A 26399-nucleotide genomic window follows, 5' to 3' on the forward strand; every position below is an offset into this window, starting at 1 on the left:
AGGGCTGACAAGCGTCCCGTTAAACGGGATATACGCCGTGTTTGCGGTCTGTAAACGTCACCTGCTTGGCCTGGTATACACTGAACCTGGATATGAGTTCGTTTCGAAGGGTGTCCGGCTCGATCACGGCATCGACTACCAGGTCGGATGCCAGCCGGTAAATATCAATATTTTCTTTGTATTCGTCCCTTTTTTCCTTTAAAAACGCCGGCCGGTCTTCTTCGGGAAGTTCCTGTATTTTGTTGGCATATACAGCATTAACAGCCGCTTCCGGCCCCATGACAGCAATCTGCGCCTGCGGGAATGCCAGACAGCAGTCCGGTTCAAAGGCAGGGCCTGCCATCGCATACAGGCCTGCGCCATAGGCTTTACGTACAATCACCGATATTTTAGGGACCGTCGCTTCTGCCATCGCGGCAATCATCTTGGCCCCGTGCCGGATAATACCCGCCCGTTCGACTTTGCTGCCGATCATAAAGCCCGGAATATCCGCCAGAAACAAAAGCGGAATCCCAAAAGCATCACAGAGCGCCATAAACTTGGCTGCCTTATCGGCCGAATCCTGAAACAGTACTCCACCTTTTACTTTCGGCTGGTTGGCCACAATTCCTACTGCTTTTCCATCGATACGGGCGAGCACGGTAATCAGCTCCGGAGCAAACATTTTTTTCACGTCAAACATCGAGTCTTTGTCGACTAACCGCTCCAGCAGGTCATACATATTAAAAGGCGCGTTCTGGTTGGCCGGGATCAACTCATCAATGGATGCTGCTAGCGCCGGCTGCACCCCGGCAGGATGATCGCGGGACAGAGTGCCGTAATGAGAGGGGAAGTAGTCCAAATAAGCCTTGGCCTGCGCGATTGCTTCTTTTTCATCGGCGGCAAGCACGTCTCCGCATCCGGAGACCGAACAGTGCATCTCGGCTCCGCCCATTTCTTCCAGGCTCACTTTTTCCCCGATGACCATTTCCGCCATCCGCGGCGAACCGAGATACATCGACGCGTTTCCTTTTACCATAATCACGAGATCACAGAAAGCCGGGATATACGCCCCGCCCGCAGCAGACGGCCCGAACAGGAGGCAGACCTGAGGCACTTTGCCGGATAACTTCACCTGATTGTAAAAAATACGGCCGGCCCCCCTCCTGCCTGGAAACATTTCAATCTGGTCGGTGATCCGTGCGCCGGCCGAGTCTACTAAGTACAGCATCGGCAGACGCAGGCGATCCGCCGTTTCCTGGATACGAATAATCTTTTCCACCGTTCGGGCGCCCCATGAGCCTGCTTTGATCGTGGAATCGTTGGCCATAAAACAAACGTCGCGTCCGTTCATTCTGCCAATACCCGTTATAACCCCGTCTGCCGGGAGGGTCTCTGCTTCGTAGTTGGCAAATTTCCCGTCTTCTATCTGCACCCCTTCGTCAAACAGGAGCGCCAGCCGCTCCCGGACAAACAGCTTGCCTTTCCCGGTGTTGCTCGTATGGTACTTCTCGGCTCCACCCTGCTCGATTTTCTGCTCTTTTTGCTGGTGCTCGCTTTTCATGACTGCCTCCTTTTAACGGTGATCAGCATCCCAGCTGCCGGGCAATAACAAGCCGCTGGATTTCTGATGTGCCTTCGCCAATTTCCATTAGTTTGGTGTCCCGGAGCATTCGTTCAATACCGTATTCCCTCATATAGCCGTACCCGCCGTGAATCTGCAGCGCCTGGTTGCACGTTCTGGACGCCATTTCTGAGGCAAACAGCTTGGCATAGGCGGCTTCTTTCGTAAACGGCCGGTTATGATCTTTCAGCCAGGCGGCTTTTCGAACCATATTCTGCGCCAGTTCAATTTCCATCGCCATATCCGCTAATTTAAACTGAATGGCTTGAAACGACGAGATTTTCGCCCCAAACTGTCTGCGTTCGTGGGAGTACTGCAGGGCCTTGTCAAAAGCACCCCGGGCGATCCCGACTGCAAGGGCCGCAATCGAAATCCGTCCGCCGTCGAGCGTATGCAGAAACTGTTTAAACCCTTTCGCCGGATCTCCCAGCAGGTTCCCTGCAGGAACCCTGACATCCTCCAGTATCAGCTCACACGTATTGGATCCGCGGACCCCCATCTTGTTGTAGGGACTCGTAATTGTAAATCCTTTCGCATCCGGCGGCACGATAATAGCAGAAATAATGTTTCGTCCGCGTTCGTCTTTGCCTGTGACGGCTGTAACTATAATCGACCGGGCATACTGGGCGTTGGTAATCCAGCACTTTTCCCCGGTAATCCGGTACTCTTCGTCTTCGAGTACGGCCGTTGTTCTCGTGCCTCCCGCATCGGAGCCGGCATTGGGTTCGGTCAGCCCGAATGCCCCGAGCGTTTCTCCTTTGGCAAGCGGAACCAGGTAGTCCTGTTTCTGCTGTTCAGTGCCGTAGTAATAAATCGGTGCGGCGCCGAGTGACACGGCCGCTGCATAGCTAAGTCCCGTGCTGCCGCAGGCCCTGCCTATTTCTTCAACAGCCAGCGTATAGGAAATCGTATCTCCTCCCGAGCCGCCGTATTGTTCCGGAAACGGGATACCCATCAGGCCGAGCTTTCCCATTTCCTGAAACGTTTCAAGCGGAAATACGGCCTGCTCGTCTACTTCCTCCGCCCGGGGGGCAATCACTTCCTTCGCAAAATCACGGGCAAGAGCTGCCACCATCTTCTGCTCTTCCGTCAGCTCAAAGTTCATCAGGATCCCTCCTTTCTAAAAAGCGCGTGATTCGGTATCGGGCTACCTGCCTTTGTAAACAGGAGGTCGCTTTTCCCGGAACGCGTTCAGCCCTTCCCGGCGGTCCTCGGTTAAAAGGGTTGCTTCATACGCCTGCTGTTCGATCTTTAAACCGGCCTCTATCCCGGTATCCATCCCCCCCGTCACAGCGGCTTTTGCCTGCCGGACCGCAATCGGTGCGTTTTGGCAGATCATGTCTGTAAGTTCCGCTGCTTTTTCCGCCAGCCCGGCAAAAGGGACCACATATTCAACCAGCCCGAGCGCCAGCGCATCGTCTGCGCCTATTCTCCGGGCAGTAAAGATAAGTTCTTTCGCTTTGGCTGTGCCGATGAGGCGCGGCAGTCGCTGTGTGCCTCCCGCCCCCGGGATAATACCAAGAGCGGTTTCTGTGAGACCGGTTTTGATGTGATCGGCCGCAATCCGGATGTCACAGGCTAAAGCAAGCTCCAGGCCGCCGCCAAAGGCACTTCCATTCAGTGCTGCAAGCGTCGGCTGCGGCATACCCGCCAGCCGGGCGACGACCGCTCCGATAAGCGCCACCACGTCTTTTGTTTCCGCCGGAGTCATTCGGGCCCGTTCCTTCAGATCCGCTCCGGCGCAGAATGCTTTGGTACCTGCTCCGGTCAGTACGACACACCGCACGCCCGGATCAGTGGAAAGTTCGTCTATCCCCCGGGCAAGCGCATGCAGAAGCTCGATCGATAAGGCATTGGCCGCTTCCGGGCGCTGGAGCGTTATCGTTGCCGTTCCGCTTTGATTGATGGTCCAGTTCACTAGTTCCGGCACTCTGCCTTCCTCCTTATTCAAGCTCGATAATAATATCGCCTTCCTCCACAAAGTCGCCTTCTTTTTTATGAATCGAATGCACCTTGCCGTTTTCTGTCGATTCCATCGGTATTTCCATCTTCATGGACTCCAGTACCGCAATTTCCTGCCCCTTGGCGATGTCTTCTCCGACCGCTGTGGTGATTTTCCAGATGCTTCCTGACATTTCTGCTTTAACTTGTTTCATCGCTGGCCTCCTGTGTATACGAGTTTAAATAAAGCGCTTTCAAAAATGGATTTGCGGCTGCTTCTCCGTCGCTAGTACCTCGTCTTGTGCAGTTTTTGCTGCCATGTTTGAAAAGGAGCCCCGCTTTCTTGTGTGAGTCGGATGAAAGGAATGGATCGACCGGCCGCCTCCCGGTTTAGTTCCTCGTAAATATGGGCATCATCAAATCCGGCTTCTGCGGCATCGCTCCGGGTCATCGCGTAGTACACCGCCTCCAGTCCGGCCCAGTAAACGGCGCCAAAACACATCGGACAAGGTTCACAGCTGCTGTACAGGATGCAGCCTTCAAGCTTAAAATCACCCAGCTGCCGGCAGGCTTCCTGTATAGCTACTATTTCGGCATGCGCGGTCGGATTCCTGTTTTTTGTTACCATGTTTTTTCCTGTTCCTACCTCAATCCCCTGTTTCACGACGACGGCGCCAAAGGGGCCTCCTCCTTCCTGTATGCTTTCTTCTGCAAGCTCTGCGGCTCTTTGTATGTATCGTTGATGTGTCATGAAAGCCTCTCCTTTTTGTTAAAAAATAACACCAGCCCGCGGTTGTCAGCCCGGACTGGTGTGGTAATGGATTACTGCTGCGTTTCTCCTTTTTTAATCCAGTTGATCATGCCGCCTTCAAGCATAATTTCAATCTGCCTGCCGGACATAGCATGTTCCACTTCTATAAGGGATTTGCCCTTGATCTCGGCGGTAAGAACCGCTGAGTCCTGCAAAGAGCGGCGCAGGTTTTTAAAAACAATGACGTCGTCCTGCTCCAGCTGGTCATAATCAGATTCCTTCACAAAGGTGAGCGGTACCACGCCGAAGTTCACAAGGTTCTGCCAGTGAATCCGGGCAAAGTCCTTTACGATAACGGCGCGGAGGCCGAGATACCTTGGTGCGAGCGCTGCATGCTCCCGGCTTGATCCCTGGCCGTAGTTGCTGCCGCCGATAATGGCGTGACCGCCCTGGTCCCTCGATGCCATGGCTCGTTCATAATAGGTCTTGTCGAGTTTCTCAAAAGTGAATTTGCTGATTTCCGGCAGGTTGCTTCGAAATGGCAGCACCCGGCCGCCGCCTGCCAGTATTTCATCGGTTGATACGTCATCTCCCGTTTTGAAGCCAACGGTCACTTCCAGTTCATCCGGGAGGCTGTCGAATTCCGGAATCGCTTCGATATTCGGCCCTTTGGATAAACGGATCTCTTTTGCTTCTTCATAGGGATAGGGATGCATCAACAGCTCATTGTTGATCGCGGGCTTTGGAATGTCTATCTGCGGGTAGTCCATATCAAGCTCCCGCGGATCGGTAATTTTTCCGGTAAGTGCCGAGGCGGCCGCTGTTTCCGGACTGCATAAAAACACGCGGTCGTCGAGCGTGCCCGAACGGCCCGGGAAATTCCGCGGCACGGTGCGGAGGCTGTTCTTTCCGGAAGCGGGCGCCTGGCCCATACCAATACAGCCGTTGCAGCCAGCCTGATGAAGCCGTGCCCCTGCATCGATTAAATGAGACAGGTTGCCCGTGTTGATCAAGTCAGAGAGTGTCTCCCGGGACGATGGGTTAATATCAAGCGATACGCCGGCTGCGATCGAGCGTCCTTTCATCATTTGGGCCACTATCGCAAAGTCACGGTAGCCCGGATTGGCAGAAGACCCGATGTAAGACTGATAAATAGGCTCACCGGCCGCTTCGCGGACAGGCACAACGTTGCCGGGGCTCGACGGTCTGGCAATCATCGGCTCCAGCTCGGACAGATTGATTTCCTCGTGTTTGTCATAAACCGCATCCTCGTCGGCCAACAGCTCGATCCAATCGCCTCCCCGCTCTTCCATCTCCAGGAAGTGGCGGACCTGCTCGTCGGACGGAAACACAGACGTCGTCGCTCCCAGCTCCGCTCCCATGTTTGCAATCACGTGCCGGTCCATAGCGGTTAATCCGTCAAGCGCGGGCCCGTAGTATTCAATGACGCTGCCCACGCCGCCTTTCACCCCGTGACGGCGCAGCAGTTCCAGAATAATATCTTTCGCACTTACCCATTCCGGCAGCTGCCCCGTGAGCTTCACGCCCCATACTTTTGGCATTTTCACATACACCGGTTCGCCGGCCGCGGCCATCGCGACTTCAATACCGCCCGCTCCCATCGCAAACATGCCGAGGGACCCGGCGGCACATGTATGGCTGTCCGAGCCGAGCAGCGTTTTGCCCGGCTTTCCGAGACGCTGCATATGAACCGGGTGGCTTACTCCGTTGCCGGGCTTGCTGTAGTAAATACCGAACCGCTGCGCCGCGCTCTGCAGAAACAAATGGTCATCCGGATTTTTATAATCCTCCTGAATCAGGTTGTGGTCTACGTACTGCGCGGATACTTCTGTTTTGACGCGGTCAATCCCCATCGCTTCGAGCTCGAGCATCACAAGCGTGCCGGTCGCGTCCTGCGTCAGCGTCTGGTCTATTTTTAAGCCGATTTCTTCGCCCGGCTTCATGTCTCCGGAGATCAAATGGTCCCCGAGCAGCTTTTGCGTTACATTTTTCCCCATTGTTTTCGTCCTCCTGATAATAGAATATTCAGACAGTTTATTCCGTAGAAGGGTGATGGATTATTATCCCTCTTCTTCCTCTCCTACCCTAATTGGTTTTCAGGAAAACAATCCCGTGCCTCTATCCTTAACCGGGGGGGTCTTCGTTAGTTGGCTTCCGCTTCCTTCAATCGGCGCCACAGCGTGGAACGGTTAATGCCAAGCCGTTTGGCAGCGGTGCTTTGGTTGTAGTTTTCCTGTTTTACGACCCGCATAATAATATCAAGTTCAATTTCTTTCAACGATCTGGATAAATCCACTGTTTCTTTTATACCGGATGGCTGCACAGCCACCGTATCTTCTTTTTCCAAATATACGGCTGTGGAGTTGGCTACGGCCTGCTCAATCGCATCGGAAAGCTCCGAGAGGTTATGCTCCCACGGCTGTTTCTTCCAGTAGGTGAGCAGCTTGCTGCCGATTCCAACGACCTGCCTGCCGTATTTCACGTTCGACAAGGAAATAAACAGGCGGGCATAATCTTCCAGGTGATCGATCCGCTCCCGCAGCGGAGGAAGCGTAACGTTTTTTACAAAAGCAGGCACCTTTTCGGCCGGCCGTTGTTCTGTCACAAAGAAAACGAGCGCACTCGTATGCGCAGCCGCATCCCAGAGACGGTGTTTCTGCTCGGCCGCAAGGGTTTCCCAGCCTTTCATGTAGTACGTGCCTTTGGAAGCGCCGAGCAGTCTTTCCAGCTCCATAAACGTATCAGCGGGTATCCGGTCTTCCACCGTTACCTGCCAAATGTCGTGGGAGTAGCTGTGTCTGTGCTGATGCATCGCATACGCCAACGATTTTTTGCCGGTTCCTGGTGCCCCGCTCAGTAAAAAGGCCGACGCATCTGCTGCACGCCTGCAGTACTCAATTATTTCTTTTAACGTCGGATCGGTTTCGCTCAGCTGGGTAAACGAAATCATTCCTGTCCGGAACGGATGCACCGACAGGCCGACGCGGTCGAGCGCGTAGCGGCTCTCCTCGATACATTTCACCAGATAGTGGGGTTTTCCCTGGACATCGAGGCTCGTGCCTTCAATAATGACCCGCCGTCCGTGCACTTCTGCTTTTTCCTGGATGTATGGTTTTCCAATACAGCGCAGCAGCAGGCGGTCCACCGGCGACTCGATATCTTGTATATAGTCCTGCTGTTGAAACATATGGGCAAACGCCGGATTCATGTAACGGATTTTCCCCGTATGTTCAAACAAAATAATCCCGTCGGATAACGTATGCATCATGGACTGGTAGGAAGCCGTTTCCTGCTTGTTTTTTAAGAGCACACGGCCGATCTGTTTGGCCTGAAGAAGTGCCTGGGCGACCGATTCCTTGCCGGAAGTGATCATTATACCTTTCAGACCGAATTTCTCCGCAAAGCTCATTGTCACCGCATCTCCAATAATTAACGTCGTCCCCTCCTCCCATGCCTCATACACGGCGCGCTCTGTTTCAGCCGGTGTGTTTATTTTTGTGTACGGGATCGAAAACGCCAGCAGCTTGGAGACTTCACTGACCCCGTTGCAGACGCTCGGAAAACCGATCACCCGCGCCTGTTCTTTTGTGCCTTTCACAAGCAGCAGCGTCCGCAGAATATCAAATCCGGACACATCTATTTCCACAAGCGGCACTTCTGTATGTCCTTTAATCGTTGCTGCGGTCAGTCCCCGGCTGACAATTACATCCACGCCACGCTCTTCGAGCAGCGCCGCCTGCCGGAGCGCATCCACTTCTCTCGTTACACTCAGGTCTATGTCAATGCCGGGGATCAAAGCCGCCTGCTCGAGCACGACATGTTCCAATCCTCTGTATGGAGCCAATACACCAATTTTTACTGTCATTTCCATCTCCTTTTAAAAAAGTGTTTCATATTTAAACAATAATCGTCTGGATGTTGCATTTTTAAATGCTTGCTGTAACAATCATTATAAGTTTATGAAAGCGTTTGTCAATTCGTGCCGGCTCTTTTTTCCTAAAGTAACGATCGACAAGAAACGATTATTCTGTCTTTCTTGTCGATTTTACCCGCACAATTGAAAGCGTTTACTAAAAAGGAGGAGCATGTATGCGAATTAAGAAGACGATTGAGAAAGTCCCGGGGGGTTTAATGGTTGTACCCCTGATGCTCGGTGCTTTTTTAAATACGATTGACCAGCTGCAGTTAGGATTTGTCGTTCAATTCCTTCAGTTTATCGGCGCACCCGAAACGGAGGAAGGCACATACGAGTTTCTCCGCATTGGTGGCTTTTCCCAGGAGCTCTTTAAAGACGGAGCGCTCGTCCTGATTGCTTTGTTTCTCTTTTGTGCCGGTTCCCAGATGAACTTAAAAATTGGCGGCAAGGCATTAAAAAAAGGCGTTCTGCTCACATCCAGTAAATACTTAGTCGGCCTGTTAATTGGTCTTGCTTTCGGTTTCTTTTTTGATCCGATGAGCGGCATCCTTGGCCTGTCCACGGTTGCGATTATCGCTGCCATGACTAACGGCAACGGCGGCATGTACGCAGCTCTTACGAGTCAGTACGGTAACCGCTCTGACGTAGGCGGCGTCGCTGTTCTGTCCATCAACGACGGTCCTTTCTTTACGATGATGTCTCTCGGCCTGCTTGGTGCCACGTTCCCATTTGCCACGTTCCTTGCTGTGCTGCTGCCGATTGCGATCGGTATGATTTTAGGAAACCTTGATGAAGATATCCGGGATTTTCTACGCCCGGGAGAGATTCTTCCCGTACCGTTTTTCGCCTTTGCCCTTGGCGCCGGCATGAACTTCGCGCTCTTCTTTAACCCGGAAGTCGTCGGAGCAGGTATAGCCCTCGGCCTGATGACAACCATCCTTACCGGCCTGGGCGGGATTTTAGTGTTTAAGCTGTTTAAAGAAAGAAGCTATATTGCCCCAGTGGCCGAAGCCTCGACAGCCGGAAACGCGGTCGGGACCCCGGCGGCGATTGCAGCAGCTGCCGCTACCTCTGCTGCCAGCGGTGCGATGAGCCAGGCCGATGCCGATGCCTACCAGAACCTGGCCAGCCTCGCTACGGCCCAGATTTCGATTTCTGTTATCGTGACTGCGATTCTTTGTCCAATAGCCGTTATCCTTATTGACCGGTATCAGCGCAGACGCGGCATTATCGGAACAAAAGAGGATTTTGAAACAGGCGGCAGTGACGAAACCAAATAGCAGCGAGGTGTTTAACAGTGGATTTATGTATTATTGCCGATGACTTGACTGGAGCGAATGATGCGGGCGCCCAGTGTGCCGGAAACGGTTACACGCCCGCTGTCGCTTTAACAGACACTCTTTCTGCCTCCCTGCTTGAGGAGCAGGTATTAATTGTAAATACCGATTCCCGGCCGCTTGGCGCCCAACAGGCGTATAATAGAGTACGCCGCACAGCGGACACTCTTGCTGACGGCAAGCCGGACATCGTTTATAAAAAACTTGATTCCACCCTCCGCGGGGCGGTAGGAGCAGAACTCGATGCCGTGTACGATGCATTCCGGCCGGATTTTATTGTTGTTAACCCGTCCTACCCGGCCAAACACCGGGTCATTAAAGAAGGATGGCTGTATGTGAACGAGGTACCGTTACAGGATGCAGGCTACACAACCTTTGCAGGCCAAACCGCTGTTACGTCCAGCGTGGTGGAGCTTATCGAAGCCACGAGCACCCGGCGGGCGGTTCATCTGGCCGCCGATACGCTTCACGGGGCGGAGCTGGAATCTGTACTCGCCGGCCTGAAGCAGGAAGGTACCGCTTTTCTTTCGTTTGACAGCCGGACAGAGACCGACCTGCAGGCAGGAATGGAGCGTCTGCAGCGTTCAGGCTATTCGATCATTTTTGCCGGATCGGCGGGAGCGGCGGCGTACCTTTTCCCTTCCCCGTCCAACACGCAGCACAATCCGGTCTACGAGACGCTACTGAAAGAACCGGTACCGCGCTCAGCGCTGTTTGTAGTGGGCAGCCGTTCGGAAATAAGCCGCAGGCAGCGCCAGACACTAATGACCGAACCGGCGGTTGTTCCTGTATCCCTGTCCCCTGCTCTGTTTTTTGACCAGACAAGCCGGGACAAGGAAATGAAGAGACTAATCGAACAAATCATCCATCAGCAGCCTGCCTACCTTCTATTGTATATAGAGTCCGGCCGGGCGGCAGTGCAGGCAGTCGAAAAGCACGCAGCCGCAGCCGGCCTGAGTCTGCAGGAAGCGTCGCTGTATATGGCGGAGCAGACCGGCGGCATCGTGCGCCGTATTTATGACAGCGTACCGTATGACGGGCTGTTTCTTACCGGGGGCGATATCGCTGCAGCTGTCTGCACGTCCCTTGGCAGCGATTCACTCGAGCTTTACGGGGAATGGGCACCCGGCATTCCTCTCGGCCGGTTAAAAGGAGCCCGGCGTCCTCTCGTGATGACAAAAGCAGGAGGGTTTGGCGACGAAACGTCCCTTGTCCAGGCTCTACATTTTTTTCAAGGAGGCACACCGTAATGAACAAACCAATTATTGCTATTACGATGGGCGACGCTGCCGGCGTCGGCCCGGAGATTATCGTCAAGGCCCTGCAGGATGAAACGATCTACACCCGCTGCCGTCCTTTCGTTATCGGAGACACGGCACGTCTAAACGAGGCGGCTGCCTTATGCGGCCTGTCTATCAAAGCCGCTTCTATTTCTTCAGTCGCGGAGGCCGCTTTTTCCCCGGACGTAATCGACTGCCTGCAGGTAGGAGCACTTCCAAAGAATCTGGCGTTTGGAAAATTGTCGTTTGAAGCGGGAAAACACGCGTACCTGTATGTGGAAAAAGCCGTAGCGCTTGCAATGAATCAGGAAATAGACAGCATCTGCACAGCTCCGTTAAATAAAGAAGCCATGCAGGGGGCAGGCTACAAGTACCCCGGGCATACGGAAATTCTTGCGGGCCTTACCGGCACAAAAGACTATTCGATGATGCTCTCTGCCCCTAACTTGAAAGTGATCCATCTGACAACCCATCTGGGCCTGCGGGATGCGATCGATGCGATTACACCGGAGCGGACCTTTAAAGTATTGACGCTTGCCCACGAGACACTGACCAAAGCCGGGATCCCGAATCCCCGGATCGCTGTATGCGGCATTAATCCCCACGCCGGGGAAAACGGTCTTTTCGGGCAGGGCGAAGAAGAAGAAAAGCTTGTTCCTGCCGTGAAGAAAGCACAGCAGCAGGGCATGGATGTCGTTGGTCCCTGGCCGGCGGATACACTCTTTTACCGGGCCGTCCGCGGTGATTTTGATATTGTCGTCGCCTGCTATCACGATCAAGGCCATGCCCCGGTGAAAGTGCTCGGCCTCGAAGCCGGGGTCAACATTACCGTTGGGTTAAATCACGGCGTCATCCGCACGTCCGTGGATCACGGCACTGCCTTTGATATTGCCGGCAAAAATATCGCCGATCCGAGAAGCCTGCAGGCTGCCCTGCAGTCCGCCATTGAGCTTAGTCCCGTATGATCGAGCTGTTTGACGCGCATTTCCATCTAGTGGACCCGCAGTATCCGCTCACGGCTAATCAGGGCTATCTGCCCGCCCCATATAAGATCACAGACTACCAAAATGAAACAAACGGCCTGATGATCCGCGGCGGGGCGCTCGTGTCTGCTTCCTTTCAAGGGAACGACCAGTCTTACCTGAAAGCGGCTCTGCGCCGTCTTGGTACCCGGTATGTCGGGGTCACCCAGCTGCGGCCGGAGGTCAATGACGCCGAGATAGAAGAACTTGATAAAATAGGCGTGCGGGGTATCCGCTTTAACCTGCACCGGGGCACCCCCGTGTCCCCGGCCGTCATGGAAAAGCTTGCCCGGCGCGTATATGATGCATGTGGATGGCACGCGGAGTTCTATGTTCCGTCCAGCCGGCTCCATGAATATACCGGCCTGCTGGAGGCGCTTCCCGCGGTCTCGGTGGATCATCTGGGCCTGACCGCCGCCGGATTCGATGACCTGCTTCGTCTTGTGTCCAAAGGCGTTCGTGTAAAAGCCACGGGATTCAGCCGCACAGAGATCGATGTCGAGAAGGCTTTAACCCGTCTTTCTGCCGAACACCCTGCGGCGCTTATGTTTGGAACGGATCTGCCTTCTACCAGGGCTCCGGAACGATTCAGTCCGGCCGACATTCAATGCATTACAGACACCTTGGGCGAAGCCCAGGCGGCCTGCGTTTTATCAAGCAATGCCCGTTCCTGGTATCGTCTGGCCGATTAATACGAAAGAAACCGCCGTATCAGCGGCGGTTTTTGTTATTTAATAAAGCTGGAGCCCTGTATCATTTCCGGACGGGCACCGAGTACCATCAAGGAAATTTTCGAGCAGCCCACGTGTTTATGAGCGGTCAAAAGCGCGGAAAGCGCTGAACAGTCAGTCCGTGTTTTCAGCTGCTGTACTTCTTCCATATATAGAGCGAGCACCGATTCTTTCATAAAAGCCGGTTTGTCTTCTTCCGCCGCTTCGCCGGCCAGCAGCCCTCCGAGATAGCTGTAGCGGACCTGGAGCTGGCGGGTCAGGCTGACCACGTGATGAAACTGTTCATACAAGGATGGATGGTTCTGTTTGAGCTCGGTTAAGTCTTCTTTGGCCCGCTGAATATCGTGCAGTCCGGGCATTGTTTGGATCATAATGTGACGGCTCCTTTTTCCCATGGTTTCTCCAGGGTGATAATATTGTTGAGCTGTTTGCTCTGCGTGCGGCGGACGTGGCGTTGTTCGGCCCGTTCTTTACCGGACTCGTATAAAAATGTTTCCTCTTTGGTTTCCGGCAGAATACCGGGAACCGGGAGCGGCTTTTTGTGTTCATCGAGCGCCACAAAGGTTAAAAATGCAGTCGCCGCCATACGCCGCTCTCCGGTCATCATGTCTTCGGCAATCACCTTGCAGAAAATCTCCATCGATTTGTTTCCGGTGTACGACACAAACGATTCCACACACACTGAATCCGACTGCGTAATAGGGTACAGAAAATCAATTGAATCGGTTGAGGCGGTCACACACTCCTTAACCCGGGCATGGCGCCTCGCTGACAGTGTGGCGTTGTTATCAAGTTTTTTCATCAACACACCGCCAAACAGGGTATTGTAGTTGTTTAAATCGTTAATCATCACCTGGTCGGTATTAACAATCAGGCTTTCTTTTGGATGTTTCGTGTGTAACATGCTCGTTCTTCCCTTCTTTTTGCTACGTCTGTTTTCAGTGTAAGGGGCTTGTCGCTAAAAGAAAAATGGATATATCTTATGTACAGCATAGACATCGTCTATGAGACGGTTTTCATTCCTGCCGGGGAAGACGTTACGGGACCGAACAGCGGCATAAAAAAGACGCCCTCTACGTATAAGGCGTCTCCATCATTAAGCGCTCCTGTGTGAAACGGAGCCATTCGGTTGTCGCAAAGGATACATAGCTGTGTTTCCGCCAGATAATCGCCAGGTCCCACTCGAGCATCGGCTTGACTACTTTAATGGTGCACAGATCTTCCTGCAGCAGCCGCGAGACGCTGTGGGGCAGGATGGAAATCCCGAGGTGTGACGCAATCATTTTGCCGATAAAGTCCCACTGTGTGCTCTCGGACACCACTTTAGGCGTAAATCCCGCGTCCCGGCAGGCGTCGGTTATCCGGTCATTTAAGGCAAAATCTTTATTAAACAAAATGAGCGGTTCCTGCTTGAGCTCTTCGACCCGCACCTGTTTGCGGGATGCAAACGGATGCGCGGGCGGCACAACCACTTTGAGGTCCTCTCTCATAAACGAAAACGAGTGAAATTCCTCTGATTTAGTCGGCAGTACGGTAATTCCGACATCGAGCAGATCTTCCCGGATGTCTTCTTCAATTTTTTTCGTGCCGTTTTCCTGCAGCTGGAACGTGATGTTGGGATAGAGCTGGTGAAACTCCCCGAGAATCTTAATAAACCGGTCTGCATCCATAATAGGCGGCAGTCCGATACGGATATGCCCCTTCTGCAGACCCATCAAATCGTTCAACTCCGTCTTCAGGCTGTCGAAGGCACGGGTAATCGTTTCAGCCTGTCCCAGGATCAGCCGGCCGGCATCGGTCAGCACAAGCTGTTTGTGTGAGCGGTCAAACAGCTCTGCGCCAAGGTCTGCCTCCAGGTTTTTAATCATTTTGCTGATCGTTGGCTGGGTAATAAATAAATATTCTGCAGCTTTTGTGAAGCTTTGGAACCGGGAAACTTCAATAAAGTATTTTAAATGGCGGATATCGATATGACCGCCTCCTTTTATGACGATGGATGCCTGGCGAGCACCAGTTTCTGGATAACATCTGCAACACCATGGGCATTATTGGACAGCGTTTCGTAGTCGGCGTGCTGCTTAATAACCGGGATCGCATTTTCCATCGCCACCCCGCAGCCGGCGTACTGGATCATCGACAGGTCGTTGCCGTTGTCCCCGATACACATTACTTCTTCGCGGACGATGCCAAGCGATTCGGCGAGCTGCTGGACCGCATTGCCTTTGCTTGCCTCTGGATGCAGAATTTCAAAAAAGTAGGGAGCGCTCTGCACCATCGTGTATTTTTGTTTTAAAGCTTCCGGCATGGATGAAATAACCTCGCTCAGCTTTTCCGGCTCATGAATATACATAACTTTCGGAAACAGGGTGTCCCGCGGCATCTCATCGACCTGTCGGAAGCTGAGCGGAAGCTGCGTCAGATATGCTTCTTTTATCGTGTAAGGGCTGATATCTTTGTTCGGTGTATATACCTGGGCCGAATCAAAATAATGCATCGGCGTCTGCAGGTTCAGGCTTACTTCGTACAGCTCTTCGAGGTTCTCATAAGTCAGCGACAGCTCGGAAACAACCCGGCCGGTATGGCTGTCCTGAACGAGTGCCCCGTTATAGGCAATAACGTAGTCGCCTTCCTCCTGGAGTCCGAGTTCATAGAGATAGCGGTGCACGCCGCCGATCGGACGCCCGGTGCAGAGAACAATATGGGAGCCTTTCGAGCGGGCTTCAAGCAGCGTCTCCCGCACCTCGGTTGTAATTTCATGCTGGTCGTTCAACAATGTGCCATCCATATCAATCGCAATTAGTTTATACATGGGAAAATCTCCTATCCTGTTTCTCTATTTTTCTCTCTATCAGCATAGCGTGTTTGAGGGCTGAAATCTATCCGTTTCCAGAAAAAAACACCGCTCTCTCTGGAGCGGTGCCGGCAGAATCCATGACGTAGTCAGACCGTACCTATTGTTCAGGAGACAGAACCACTTTGCCTAGTTTCCCTGCTTTTTTAAAATAAGTCTGTGCTTTCCCCGCCTCTTCTAATGGAAAAGTACAATCTATCACCGGTTTAATTTTTCCTGCAGACACGGCGTGAAGCAGACGTTTGAATTCATTTTGTGTCCCCAATACAGAGCCGTAAAGCGTAATATGCTTTAAATACAACATCCGGAAATCCAGTTCTGTCTTCTGACCGCCCGCTGACCCGGACGTGCAGAATTTTCCGCCTTTCTTTAAAACCTGGAGAGAAGTGGAAAATAAAGCATCCCCCACAATATCCAATACGGAATCGACCGGGCCGTTATTCACCTTTAGTATTTCTTCGGCAAGGTTCGCCGATTTATAGGATAAAACATGGGTCGCACCGAGCTCTTTTAGTTTATCCTGCCATGTCAAGTCTCCTGCAATCGCAATGACCTCTGCTCCAAATACCTTTGCAGCAATTTGTACATTTAATGAGCCCACGCCGCCGTTTGCGCCGGTGACGACTACCGTTTCCCCAGGCTGTATTTGAATTTGTTCTGCCATATGCCATGCGGTCAAGCCGCTGACTGTAAAAACGGCACTTTCCGTATAGTCAGAAAGCGGCATATCAAAACATAAATGAGCCGGCCACACTACGTATTCCGCATATCCCCCGTCGTATTCCGACCCTATAAAAGACATATCTTCTGAAATATGTTCAAATCCCGCCTTTCCACTTGATGTGAATGGGAAAAGAATGACACTTCTGCCAAACATGGTTGGATCAACGGAATTTCCGAGCTTCACTACCTCTCCTGTTATATCAGAACCTGGTATACGGGGAAAACGAACGCCTTCCGGACGCCATCCGGACTTTGAACCAGTACCGTATGCCCCTTCTCTCATCCAAATTTCTGTATTATTGATCGCACACGCCTTGACGTGAATTAACACTTCGTTATCTTTAGGTTCCGGAACGGGCCGGGTCACTAGTTCTAATTTATCCACATCCCCGTAGCCTGTTACTTGTACAGCTTTCATTAAATTCCTCACCTTTCTCGAGGGAACGAGTCAAGCCCTTGTTACAGGGGAGCGTCCCTTAATGGTTGAAACAGATTACCTGGCTTTTAACACGGTAGTCGTCAGCAGCAGGATGCCGATCGTGGCCGCGCTCAGGACTATCACCATTATATTGGCATCTTCCATTCGATTCGCCTGAACGGCATCATAGATTGCTATTGAGAGCGTCTGGGTCTGGCCGGGAATGTTTCCTGCTACCATAATCGTTGCCCCAAATTCACCCATCGCTCTGGCAAATCCGAGCACGATGCCTGCAATAATGCCACGATACGCCAGCGGCACCATAATCTTATAAAAAATCTGCCATTGATTGGCGCCATCCAACTGCGCAGCTTCCAGGCTGCCCTGATGAATAGAATCAAACGCGGCCTGCATCGGCCTTATAATTAACGGCAGCGCAGCAATAGAAGCAGCAATAACAGCTGCCTGCCATGTAAATAGAATAGAAGAACCGGTAAGACTCTCTACTGCTCTTCCTATCCAGCTGTTCGTGCCCAGTGTCACCAGTAAATAATAGCCTACTACTGTAGGCGGAAGAACAAGCGGCAGCATCATCAGTAACGATAACAGCTCTGTCCATTTGTTTTTATGTACAGTGACCAGCCAGGCAAACAAAATTCCGATAACAAAGGCAATTCCGGTTGCCAGGACAGCTACCTGCAAAGACAGAAAAAGTGGAAATCCAATTAAATCAATCATAGCTTATTCCTCCGGGAGTACGAATCCGTACTTCTTCATTGTTTCCTGGCCTTCATCCGAAAACAGGTACTCCACAAACTGCCCGGCTTCTTCCGGATGTTCACTTCGGGTGGGGACAGCCAGGGCCTGCGTAATCGGCTCATAGTCTTCTGTATCAATCGGTTCGTACGAAAGATCTGATTCTATTGAAAGGGCTAGTGCAACAATCCCAACATCTACATCCCCTGCCTCCGTATATTGAAGCGTCTGCCTGATGTTTTCCCCGTACACCAGTTTGTCTTCTACCTCATTCCATATCCCCCAGGATTCCAGCGCCTGCTGGGCAGCCTTTCCATAAGGGGCATGTTCCGGGTTGGCAATCGCAATCCGCTCTATCTTCCCGCTCGTTAAATCACCGGGTTCCAATGTGTCCTCTATCGTGCCATCGTGCATGATTCCGATCTGCCCTAACGCATACTGCCGCTTTGAATCCTTCTCGACAGCCTCTGCTTCGATCAGCCGGTCGATGTAGGATTCATGAGCCGCCGCAAACAAATCGTAAGAAGCGCCCTGCTCAATCTGCTGGGTCATCTGGCCTGTAGACCCAAAAGAGAAGGTCACGTTGATCCCTGTCTCTTCTTCAAAATCTTCTCCCAATACGGTAAACGCATGATATAAATCCGCGGCAGCCCCCACATTAATTTCCACCGGCTCTTCTTCCGTCTGTTCGCCTTCTTCTGCGTCGTTGCTGCATCCGGCTATCACCATGGTACCCGCCATGCCAAGTAGTATCTTTCCGTATTTCATTGGAGTATCTTCCTTTCTATGTCTCCCGGCATCAGTCTTGCTCTAGTTATAAAGCAGAAATACTGATTTTGTATGCGGTTGGAACGAATGATCAGAGAAACATAACCATCTTGATCCCTTTTGTTTTCCGATAGCTTTTTATGTTCTCCTGACGTTACCTCTATCAGCATAGCGTGTTTGGGGGCTGGTTTCCAGAAAAAACACCGCTCTCGCCGGAGCGGTGACTTGTGATTTAAGAAGAAAGCCGGGCGGTGCCGTATATTCGCATGGCTTCTCTCATGAATACGGCCAGGCCGTCTCCAAACTGGTCGATACTTTTTGTAAAACGTTCGTCTTCGGTATACATGGCACCAAGGCTGATAAATACCTCCGGCGGGTAGTCCCCGATCGATTGCAGCAGGTCGTACCATTGTCCGATCCGCCGCTGCGCCTCGGCAGATGCCGGATCGTCCCGGCGCACTTCTGCCAAACTCCGGTAGATCGCATTAAACCGCTCCTGTTCGTCCCCGCCCCATTGCTTGACTTTCTCGTTGGCCTCGTTAACCTTTTTTCTGCCCCAGCGCTCCATTGCTTCTTTTTCATACGGATTGCTGGAAAAATCAAACCCTTTGAATTTATCGGATTGGCTCATTGTCTCTTCTCCTTTATGGTGACGTATGGTGCGGTCGATCGTGTGGATCATTTCCTGAATCTGCTGCTGTTTGGCACGCAGCCTTTCTTTATGACCGTTCAGCATGGACACCTGCTCTTCTGTCGTCAAAGCGGGCATGGTCTTAATAGAGGCAAGCGGCAGCCCGGCTTCCCGGAACAACAGAATCTGCTGAAGGCGGTCCATGTCTTCATCGCTGTACAGCCGGTAGCCAGAGGCCGTACGCATCGAAGGCACAAGCAGGCCGATGTCGTCATAATGGTGGAGCGTGCGCACACTGACGCCGGCAGTTTCTGCCGCTTCTTTAATTTTGAGCACCCTCTCGTCCCCCCTTTCTATTTTTCACTATAAGGCCTGACGCAGCGTCAGGGTCAATAGCTGCAGATAAAAAAATCCCGTCCGGCATCCGGACAGGAGTGGTATTTATTTAACGTGGGCTTGAATGGTTTCTTCATCCATTTGAAGGACATCGGTCATATAGCCCCTGCCCCAGTCGTACATAACATCCAAAATAGGAATCAGGGTTTGACCGTGGCTGGTGAGGGAATACTCTACTTTAGGCGGCACGACTGGATACACTTCCCGGTGCACGATCTGGTCTTCTTCGAGTTCTCTGAGCTGGGTAACGAGCATGCGCTGCGTGATGCCCGGAATCATCGCTTTTAGTTCGCCGAAGCGTTTGGTACCTTCTTTGCCCAGGTGCCAGATAATCAGCATTTTCCATTTGCCGCCGATAATAGACAACGTTAGTTCTTTTTCACAGTTGTAAACTTTCTCATCAAATCTACTCATATTCTTTATCCCCTTTAAAGCCTGATATGGCCCATTAGTATACTTTTTATCACTATGTGCGGTGAATGTGGGTACTTACATTATCTGCTTGTACGAAGTATACTTGATTTTGTGCCTGGGGTAAAGAACCTCTCACACTTTTTCAAACAATCAACTGGAGGTTTTACCTATGAATAGATTTACCATACCAAGAGATATTTATTTCGGAGAAGACGCACTGGGCGTACTCGAAACATTAGAAGGCAAAAAAGCTATCCTCGTTATCGGCGGCGGCTCTGCCAAGAAAAACGGCACGCTTGACGCGATCGAGCAGAAGCTTGCTAAAGCATCAATTGAAACAAAAGTAATCGAAGGTATATCTGATGAACCAACAACGCAGAAAATCAGCGAAAGCGCATCTGTTCTGGAATCTTTTCAGCCGGACTGGGTGATTGGAATCGGCGGCGGCTCGGTTATGGACGCAGCCAAAGCAATGTGGGTCTTCTATGAGCACCCGGAGCTGACGTTTGAAGATGCGACTAAACCATTCGAACTGCCGCGTCTTCGCGGCAAAGCGAAATTTATCGGCATCCCAACCACAAGCGGCAGTGCTTCTGAGATTTCCAACCTGTCTGTTGTAACGGATGCAGAGACAAACATCAAATACCCAATGGCTGATTTTGAACTTACGCCGGACATCGCGATCATTGATCCGATGACGGTTGATCAAATGCCAAAAGACGTAACCGCCAACACAGGCATGGATGCGGTAACCCACTGCATTGAAGCTTATGTAGCGAAGCCGCATACGGTATTTACCGATGCACTGGCATTGGAAGGTGCCGAAATCCTTAAGAACGACCTGCTTCGCTCGTATGATGGCAGCAAAGAAGCCCGCGAACAGGTACACTATGCACAGGCAATGGCCGGTATGGCATTTGCCAACGCCGTACTCGGTAACGCACACAGCCTGGCTCACAAAAGCGGCCCGACATTCGGCATTGCCCACGGTCTTGCCAATGCCATTTACCTGCCGTACGTGATGCAGTTTAACCGTTCTGTTTCAGCAGACCGCTTTGCTGTAATTGCGAAGCGTCTCGGCTTGAACGGCACGACATCAGACGAGCTGACAGACTCGTTGATTGAGTGGGTTCGTGACTTGAACGTACAAATGGAGATTCCGTCTACCCTGCAAAAATGGGGACTTGAGGAAGATACCTTTACTTCCCATGTAGCAGAGATGGCAAAAAATGCTGTCGGCGATCCATGTACCGGCACCAACCCACGTGAAACATCCGAAGATCAAATGAAAAAACTGTACGAAGCTGCTTATTACGGACAAGACGTCACGTTCTAAAGCTGCTCCCGCTTAAAAGCCCGGTTCCTCTTTGAAGAGGAACCGGGCTTTTTTTTCTGGAAAAACAGCTGTTTATAGACGGACGCCGGTCAGCGGATTCTGCGGGTGCGCATCCGGCCGCGGCTTTTGTGCCGTTTTTTTGCGTTTTTACTGCGCTCGACCCGGTGCATAGAAACCCCGATCAAAAGCGCGCCAATAATTGACAACCATAAAATCAGATCCATTGCCATCCTCCTTTGTCCAACGAACTCATATGGGTTTTATCATATCATAGAAAAGTAGGCATTTCTCTCCTATGCAGCTAAAAAGAACACGGTCTTTCCGCCATTGCGGGTGCCGCTTTCCGGCCTGTCGGTGTTACCGCCAGTCCGCCTTTAGATGTTGACGTCCCCTCTTTTATTTCACCAATCGTTCCGGCCGCCATTTAATATTCAGGCCTGACTTCTTCGCTGATCGTTCAGACTCACGTATCCCGTGGGATGAAGCGTTCATTCCAAGCAGTCCTCCGACTCATGCTTTGTCGGTGCCATACCCTGAACCGTGTCTGCAAACGAGCCGCATAACGTAATCTCTGTCCATTCCGGTACGCTTCCAAGCCATTCATGGACGAATCCGGCCGATGGAGACCGTTAAACCACGACCCTCATACTCTCCCCCTGTTGTCCTCTGCCGATTGGTTCATTTCTTTGAATATAGTGCGCTCTTCTTTTGAAGTCAACTGCGATTGCATATAGACAAGGAAAGATTTTCCTGCTATATTTTTAAATGATAATGATTTTCAATATCAATAATGGATGGTGGATGTGGATGTATATATTAAAGGCAGGATTTTCAGCCTTTCTTTTCTGCTTTGTTCTTTTTCTTGCCGCCTGCGGCAACAGTGATTCAGAAGAAACAGACAGCGGTACGAGAACAGTTACCGCCGAAAACGGCGAAGTAGACATACCTGCGGATCCGGAACGGGTCGTCGCCCTTCAATTTGCCGGGGATCTTCTCGCCTTGGGCATTGAACCGATCGGTGTCGACTCGACTCTTAAAAACAACTCCAACCAGCTGGAAGAGGAATTGGCGGGTGCCGAAGACGTTGGAGATCCTTCTGTCGAAAAAGTGCTGGAAATGGAACCGGATCTGATCGTGGCACCTACATATTTAGAGGAAAATGTAATCAGCCAGCTGGAGCAGATAGCCCCGACGGTTACCGTGCCGTGGGCGGAAATGGATGCCAAAGAAGAAGTGGCCTATTTTGGTGAGATGCTGGACCGTGAGGAAGAGGCCGAGGAATGGATTGCTTCCTACGAACAACAGGGCGAAGAAGCGAAAAAACAAATCAGTGATATTATTGAAGCCGGCGAAACAGTCGGTGTGTACGAAATATCTGCTAAAGAAATTTATGTTCATACCACTCCGGGACGCGGGTCATATAATCTCTATGAAACACTCAACCTCCCCGCTCCCGACCTTGTGCAGGAAGAAGTAATCGATTCCGGTGAGCAGTTTGCCGCGCTCTCGCTTGAAGCACTGCCCGATTACGCGGCGGATCATATGTTTGTCACCGTATATGAGGAAGGCGGTGTAAAAGAAGCGGAAGAGCTAATGAACAGCTCGATCTGGAAAAGTCTGCCTGCTTACGAAAACGATCAGATTCATATGGTAGCTCTAGAAGAGTTTTGGTTTAACGATGGGCTGTCTATGGAAAAACAGCTTGATATTCAGGTAAACGAGCTTACTTCAGAAGACTAACTCAGGACGACACATAGGCTTCAAGTATAAGGACGAGACCGCCGTATAAGGATTGAACCCGTTCCAGTTGCAGCGGGCTTTCTTCCACAAGGCGCCGGGTCGGCCGGTTTAACTGGCATCCTTCTGCGACCCGCTCCCAGGCCGGTGCCAGAATATCCTGCAGCCGCGCGGTCCTTGGATGGCGATCCATCCGTACGTGTTCGAGCAGCTGTATTCGTCCGCCGGGCTTAACGACCCTAGCGGTTTCACGGAGCGCCCGGACGGGATCCGGAATCGTGCAGAAGGCAAGAAAGGCAGCTGCTTCATCAAACGTATCGTCTGGAAACGGCATGCTCTCTGCAGAAGCCTGGGCCAGGTAAAAAGTTACGTTCGGCGGAGGGGGACGGCGGGAGATCCGTTTTAGTTTCCCTGCATCCGGCTCCAGCAGGGTTACACTCTCTGCCTGCCTGTAATAAGGCAGTGAAGCACCCGTTCCTGAACCAATATCAAGGACGTTTCCTTTTACCCCGGCAAGCATGTCCCGGCGTATCTGCTTGAGCCTGGTCTGTTCAAGCGGTGCCATCAGCGTATCGTAAATCCAGCTTTTCATTTTTACCTCCAAACAAAACCGGTTCTCTCAATGGAGGACCGGTTTTTTGATTTATACTTCTTCGGCGCCTGCTGCTTTATCTTTTGGACGCTTTCGTTTTATGTCGATGATGCGTCCGCCGGCAAAGCCTTCATTGATCATGCGGTCGATTTCGAGTTCATATTCTTTGATTTCATCACGAACGTTACCCTTTTTCTCTTTTTCAGGAGCAGTCACCTTTGCCACCTCCCTTCTCAAAAGCAGGGGTACCTGTTAACAAACCAGGTACATTTTCTTGATTCCATTATAGCATATTCTGCTGTATAAAAGCATATTCTCCCATGTAAACTCTGTTGTATGGTAGGCTTGACGCAACAATTCTCTCAAAATTTGTAAGAGATCCTATATTGTTTAAAATATGCCAGTCGATAAAGATAAAAGGGGAAACGATCATGCAGTTCACTGATATCAACTACACAGAAAAGCTCGACCATATCGTTTCGGAAGCGATTGACTATTTAAGCAGCGCCCTGCAGTCGAATACGGTGTTTTTCTCTACGTCCAACGGGAATGTCAACACGATACGCCGCGTGTTCAACCGCCGATACAATCTGCTTAAGGAAGGAGAAACGCGCGACTACCGCCATGAGTTCTGCCGCATCGTTACGGAGAGCGGAGAAAATCCGCTTATTGTTAACGATTTAAGCCTTCACCCGCTCACAAAAGACCATGTGGTTACTCATTTAATAGGCACCGGCTCCTTAATGGGCGTTCCGATTGTTACTGATGAAAACGAACTGGTGGGAAGTCTCTGCGTGATGGACCTGAATCCGTATCGTTTTACAAAAGAAGGCGCCCAGCTCATGAGGATGCTGGGATTTATTATTAATCAAAGCCTGATGCTGGAAGGCGCGCTGATTAAAGACAGTTTGACCGGGCTTTACAACCGTTCCTATATTTTTAATTACTTCCCTGCTCTCCGCATAACTCATTCCCGGACAGCTGTGCTTTATCTGGATTTTGACTATTTTAAACAGATTAATGATATATACGGCCATGCAGCCGGCGACCGGGCGCTTCAATCGATCAGCTGCTGCCTGAACACCTACCTCCCCTCCCAGAGCAGAATAGCCCGGATCGGCGGAGATGAATTCGTTGTGCTGCTGCCACAGGAGAAAGAGCCGCTTACAGAAAACTATATCCGCGGCATCCTGCAGCATATTTACAACGAATGTCACAATGACGGCCTCGTTATTGATGGAGATAAGATCTTCTTTACTTTCAGTGCCGGCGTGAGTATGTTTCCTGATGACGGCAGCGACATAGGAGCCCTGCTGAACAAAGCAGATCTGGCGATGTATGACGCAAAGCATAGAGGGAAAAACCGGGTCGAATTCTATAAGCCGCATATTCTTGGAACGCACACGAGAAGTTTCTATATGAAAAACGAATTAAAACAGGCGATAGAACAGAAGCAGTTTCAGCTGTTGTTTCAGCCGCAGGTAGAATTGGACACCAACCATTTAATTGGCGGGGAAGCCCTGTTGAGGTGGAACCATCCACAGTTAGGAGATGTCGCCCCTTCTGAATTTATATCCATTGCCGAAAAAGCCGGCCTCATGGAAGAAATCGGCTGGTGGGTGCTGAAGGAAAGCTTCCGCCTTGCCGGGGAGTGGATCAAAACAGAGAAACAGGATTTTCAACTAGCCGTCAATATTTCTCCCCAGCAGTTCGAGAACATACATTTGGCTGAGGACATTATTGCGCTCATCCGGTATTATGGGGTACCACCGGAACAATTGACCATCGAAATTACAGAGGGCATGATAATCCGTCAGGAGGAGCAGTCCCTTAATCTGCTGCGGACATTAAAAAAAGAAGGCATTCAGATTGCACTTGATGACTTTGGCACCGGATATTCCTCGCTTTCTTATTTGGCTTCTTTTCCCGTAGATGTGATCAAAATTGATAAATCTCTGACGATGAACCTGGATGTGGCATCAAACAAAAAAATCATCGAAGCCATTATCCGTCTGGCAGAATCGATGGATATTGCTCCTCTAGCCGAAGGCATTGAGACAGAGGCACAGCTCTCCTTTTTAAAAAAACACGCCTGTGTTCTTGGACAGGGCTATTATTTCGGCACCCCGGTTACACCGAAAGCATTTACAGCTGAATTTCTACAGATAGACAGCGTATGAGTCCGTTATATAAAAGAAAAGCCCGAGAGGTATCTTACCTGCCGGGCTTTTCTTTTTTGACAGTGGCTGCATACAGGCAATAACATGCTTCCTCTGTGATTTGGGTATTTCTTACATATCAGGTATACAGGTCCATGCGCGTTTTTGGAGCGCTGTAAAATAATTTGCTTGCTGCCGAGCGGTTTATGCTATATTTAGTGAGCTGAAAGAAAGAGAAATGACGGTTTTCTATCCGTCCGCAGCCAGACTATTGTTAAGGGAGAAAGTGCCTGCTCATGATTACTATTGATTCGATTGTTATCGGCATTGGGTTTTTACTGATTCAATTGTTTGCCAGCCAGGTAATATCCAAAACAAATTTATCCACTTCACGCTGGCTTTCCCTATGCGGAGGTGTAGCTATTGCCTATGTCTTTGTCTATATCCTCCCTACCCTTCATGATGAACAAAACAAGCTTGGCGGTGAGGCTCCTCTCGGCTCGGAGCTGTATGTATTAGGTCTGCTCGGCCTGCTTGTGTACTTCACCATTTATAAGTTGGCTGATTACCGAAAAGAACAAACTCACGGCGCCACCCGCTTTTATTTTGTGGAAGCAGGATTTTTTGCGGCCTATACTTTTATGGTCACCTACATCGTCGTCTCGTCTGACGTAAAAACGCTCGAAGCCATGTTTTACGGCACTGCCATTGGTCTTCATTTTATCGGCATCTCTTACAACCTTTGGCTGGAAAGCAAACACCTGCATCTTCGGTACGGCCGCTTTATTCTTGGGACTGCCACTATTGCCGGTTGTGCAGCGGGGATGTTCGGCCCTTCCACCGGCCTGTACGTTGATTCAATGATTGCCTTTACGTCCGGTGCGATGATTTTTAACGTCATCAGCAAGGAAATGCCATCAGAAAAACATACCCACCTTTATATATTTCTCGGTGCTGCCGTTATCTATGCGGCGACGATTACTGCTCTCAGCTCGTTATTAAGCTGGTAAATAAAT

The 26399-nt window shown here is 51.1% G+C and carries 28 protein-coding genes; 8 read left to right on the forward strand and 20 right to left on the reverse strand.

Annotated features, from left to right (window positions below; all coding sequences use genetic code 11):
• Nucleotides 1-19: 19 nt before the first annotated feature.
• The 7 genes from AC5W2J_RS04465 to AC5W2J_RS04495 all read right to left on the reverse strand — a co-directional run bounded on the left by AC5W2J_RS04465 (nucleotide 20) and on the right by AC5W2J_RS04495 (nucleotide 8181).
• On the reverse strand, nucleotides 20-1543 hold the full coding sequence (locus AC5W2J_RS04465) for an acyl-CoA carboxylase subunit beta (RefSeq protein ID WP_496058290.1): 1524 nt from the start codon (nucleotides 1541-1543) through the stop codon (nucleotides 20-22).
• 22 nt (nucleotides 1544-1565) lie between these two features.
• Nucleotides 1566-2708, reverse strand: a complete 1143-nt coding sequence (locus tag AC5W2J_RS04470) for an acyl-CoA dehydrogenase family protein (RefSeq protein ID WP_496058291.1) — start codon at nucleotides 2706-2708, stop codon at nucleotides 1566-1568.
• Between the two features lie 42 nt (nucleotides 2709-2750).
• A complete protein-coding gene (locus AC5W2J_RS04475) occupies nucleotides 2751-3533 on the reverse strand; it encodes an enoyl-CoA hydratase (protein ID WP_496058292.1) in 783 nt (260 codons plus the stop codon).
• Between the two features lie 13 nt (nucleotides 3534-3546).
• Nucleotides 3547-3759, reverse strand: a complete 213-nt coding sequence (locus AC5W2J_RS04480) for an acetyl-CoA carboxylase biotin carboxyl carrier protein subunit (protein WP_496058293.1) — start codon at nucleotides 3757-3759, stop codon at nucleotides 3547-3549.
• A gap of 71 nt (nucleotides 3760-3830) precedes the next feature.
• Entirely contained in the window at nucleotides 3831-4295 is a 465-nt protein-coding gene (locus AC5W2J_RS04485) for a nucleoside deaminase (protein ID WP_496058294.1), read from the reverse strand.
• A gap of 71 nt (nucleotides 4296-4366) precedes the next feature.
• Nucleotides 4367-6313, reverse strand: coding sequence for an aconitate hydratase (locus AC5W2J_RS04490; RefSeq protein WP_496058295.1), 1947 nt, complete (start codon nucleotides 6311-6313; stop codon nucleotides 4367-4369).
• A 146-nt stretch (nucleotides 6314-6459) separates the two neighbouring features.
• Complete coding sequence (locus AC5W2J_RS04495; RefSeq protein ID WP_496058296.1) at nucleotides 6460-8181, reverse strand: sigma-54-dependent Fis family transcriptional regulator; 1722 nt, start codon at nucleotides 8179-8181, stop codon at nucleotides 6460-6462.
• A gap of 224 nt (nucleotides 8182-8405) precedes the next feature.
• Here AC5W2J_RS04495 and AC5W2J_RS04500 point away from each other — a divergent pair, with 224 nt between their 5' ends.
• Genes AC5W2J_RS04500 through AC5W2J_RS04515 form a run of 4 tightly spaced genes read left to right on the forward strand, consistent with a single transcriptional unit; the run spans nucleotide 8406 to nucleotide 12563 of the window.
• Entirely contained in the window at nucleotides 8406-9512 is a 1107-nt protein-coding gene (locus AC5W2J_RS04500) for a 2-keto-3-deoxygluconate permease (RefSeq protein ID WP_496058297.1), read from the forward strand.
• 17 nt (nucleotides 9513-9529) lie between these two features.
• Complete coding sequence (locus AC5W2J_RS04505) at nucleotides 9530-10819, forward strand: four-carbon acid sugar kinase family protein (protein WP_496058298.1); 1290 nt, start codon at nucleotides 9530-9532, stop codon at nucleotides 10817-10819.
• Nucleotides 10819-11814, forward strand: a complete 996-nt coding sequence (pdxA, locus tag AC5W2J_RS04510; protein WP_496058299.1) for a 4-hydroxythreonine-4-phosphate dehydrogenase PdxA — start codon at nucleotides 10819-10821, stop codon at nucleotides 11812-11814. Before AC5W2J_RS04505 ends, pdxA begins: the two co-directional genes overlap by 1 nt.
• On the forward strand, nucleotides 11811-12563 hold the full coding sequence (locus tag AC5W2J_RS04515; protein WP_496058300.1) for an amidohydrolase family protein: 753 nt from the start codon (nucleotides 11811-11813) through the stop codon (nucleotides 12561-12563). The genes pdxA and AC5W2J_RS04515 overlap by 4 nt, the downstream gene beginning before the upstream one ends.
• Before the next feature lie 35 nt (nucleotides 12564-12598).
• Here the strand turns inward: AC5W2J_RS04515 and AC5W2J_RS04520 are convergent, their stop codons facing one another.
• The 9 genes from AC5W2J_RS04520 to hxlR form a co-directional block, all read right to left on the reverse strand.
• Nucleotides 12599-12973, reverse strand: a complete 375-nt coding sequence (locus tag AC5W2J_RS04520; RefSeq protein WP_496058301.1) for a hypothetical protein — start codon at nucleotides 12971-12973, stop codon at nucleotides 12599-12601.
• Nucleotides 12970-13506, reverse strand: a complete 537-nt coding sequence (locus AC5W2J_RS04525) for an acyl-CoA thioesterase (RefSeq protein ID WP_496058302.1) — start codon at nucleotides 13504-13506, stop codon at nucleotides 12970-12972. The genes AC5W2J_RS04520 and AC5W2J_RS04525 overlap by 4 nt, the downstream gene beginning before the upstream one ends.
• Before the next feature lie 169 nt (nucleotides 13507-13675).
• Entirely contained in the window at nucleotides 13676-14572 is an 897-nt protein-coding gene (cidR, locus tag AC5W2J_RS04530; RefSeq protein WP_496058929.1) for a cidABC operon transcriptional activator CidR, read from the reverse strand.
• Between the two features lie 14 nt (nucleotides 14573-14586).
• Entirely contained in the window at nucleotides 14587-15411 is an 825-nt protein-coding gene (yidA, locus tag AC5W2J_RS04535) for a sugar-phosphatase (protein WP_496058303.1), read from the reverse strand.
• Between the two features lie 142 nt (nucleotides 15412-15553).
• On the reverse strand, nucleotides 15554-16594 hold the full coding sequence (locus tag AC5W2J_RS04540) for a zinc-binding dehydrogenase (protein ID WP_496058304.1): 1041 nt from the start codon (nucleotides 16592-16594) through the stop codon (nucleotides 15554-15556).
• Between the two features lie 75 nt (nucleotides 16595-16669).
• A complete protein-coding gene (gene modB / locus AC5W2J_RS04545; RefSeq protein ID WP_496058305.1) occupies nucleotides 16670-17332 on the reverse strand; it encodes a molybdate ABC transporter permease subunit in 663 nt (220 codons plus the stop codon).
• Nucleotides 17333-17335: 3 nt separating this feature from the next.
• Nucleotides 17336-18118, reverse strand: a complete 783-nt coding sequence (gene modA, locus AC5W2J_RS04550) for a molybdate ABC transporter substrate-binding protein (protein WP_496058306.1) — start codon at nucleotides 18116-18118, stop codon at nucleotides 17336-17338.
• A gap of 232 nt (nucleotides 18119-18350) precedes the next feature.
• Entirely contained in the window at nucleotides 18351-19085 is a 735-nt protein-coding gene (locus AC5W2J_RS04555; protein ID WP_496058307.1) for a MerR family transcriptional regulator, read from the reverse strand.
• Nucleotides 19086-19190: 105 nt separating this feature from the next.
• A complete protein-coding gene (gene hxlR, locus AC5W2J_RS04560; protein ID WP_496058308.1) occupies nucleotides 19191-19559 on the reverse strand; it encodes a transcriptional activator HxlR in 369 nt (122 codons plus the stop codon).
• Between the two features lie 169 nt (nucleotides 19560-19728).
• Between hxlR and AC5W2J_RS04565 the strand changes: the two genes are divergently transcribed.
• Nucleotides 19729-20895 (forward strand): iron-containing alcohol dehydrogenase, encoded by a 1167-nt coding sequence (locus AC5W2J_RS04565; protein WP_496058309.1) that lies wholly within the window; start codon nucleotides 19729-19731, stop codon nucleotides 20893-20895.
• A gap of 89 nt (nucleotides 20896-20984) precedes the next feature.
• Here the strand turns inward: AC5W2J_RS04565 and AC5W2J_RS04570 are convergent, their stop codons facing one another.
• Together AC5W2J_RS04570 and AC5W2J_RS04575 are read right to left on the reverse strand one after the other, a co-directional pair.
• Nucleotides 20985-21119 (reverse strand): hypothetical protein, encoded by a 135-nt coding sequence (locus tag AC5W2J_RS04570; protein WP_496058310.1) that lies wholly within the window; start codon nucleotides 21117-21119, stop codon nucleotides 20985-20987.
• A 77-nt stretch (nucleotides 21120-21196) separates the two neighbouring features.
• On the reverse strand, nucleotides 21197-21319 hold the full coding sequence (locus tag AC5W2J_RS04575; RefSeq protein ID WP_496058311.1) for a hypothetical protein: 123 nt from the start codon (nucleotides 21317-21319) through the stop codon (nucleotides 21197-21199).
• 347 nt (nucleotides 21320-21666) lie between these two features.
• Here AC5W2J_RS04575 and AC5W2J_RS04580 point away from each other — a divergent pair, with 347 nt between their 5' ends.
• Nucleotides 21667-22635 (forward strand): iron-hydroxamate ABC transporter substrate-binding protein, encoded by a 969-nt coding sequence (locus AC5W2J_RS04580; protein ID WP_496058312.1) that lies wholly within the window; start codon nucleotides 21667-21669, stop codon nucleotides 22633-22635.
• Nucleotide 22636: 1 nt separating this feature from the next.
• On the opposite strand, the gene AC5W2J_RS04585 is transcribed toward AC5W2J_RS04580, so the two are convergent.
• Together AC5W2J_RS04585 and AC5W2J_RS04590 are read right to left on the reverse strand one after the other, a co-directional pair.
• Nucleotides 22637-23224 carry a class I SAM-dependent methyltransferase gene (locus tag AC5W2J_RS04585; RefSeq protein ID WP_496058313.1) on the reverse strand — a complete coding sequence of 196 codons (588 nt, stop codon included), beginning with the start codon at nucleotides 23222-23224 and terminating at the stop codon, nucleotides 22637-22639.
• 51 nt (nucleotides 23225-23275) lie between these two features.
• On the reverse strand, nucleotides 23276-23440 hold the full coding sequence (locus tag AC5W2J_RS04590; RefSeq protein ID WP_496058314.1) for a hypothetical protein: 165 nt from the start codon (nucleotides 23438-23440) through the stop codon (nucleotides 23276-23278).
• A 215-nt stretch (nucleotides 23441-23655) separates the two neighbouring features.
• Here AC5W2J_RS04590 and AC5W2J_RS04595 point away from each other — a divergent pair, with 215 nt between their 5' ends.
• Nucleotides 23656-25404: a bifunctional diguanylate cyclase/phosphodiesterase gene (locus tag AC5W2J_RS04595; RefSeq protein WP_496058315.1), complete on the forward strand. Its 1749-nt coding sequence runs from the start codon at nucleotides 23656-23658 to the stop codon at nucleotides 25402-25404.
• A 275-nt stretch (nucleotides 25405-25679) separates the two neighbouring features.
• Nucleotides 25680-26393: a hypothetical protein gene (locus AC5W2J_RS04600; protein ID WP_496058316.1), complete on the forward strand. Its 714-nt coding sequence runs from the start codon at nucleotides 25680-25682 to the stop codon at nucleotides 26391-26393.
• Nucleotides 26394-26399 lie beyond the last annotated feature (6 nt).

Source organism: Sinobaca sp. SA16-1 (assembly GCF_059510515.1).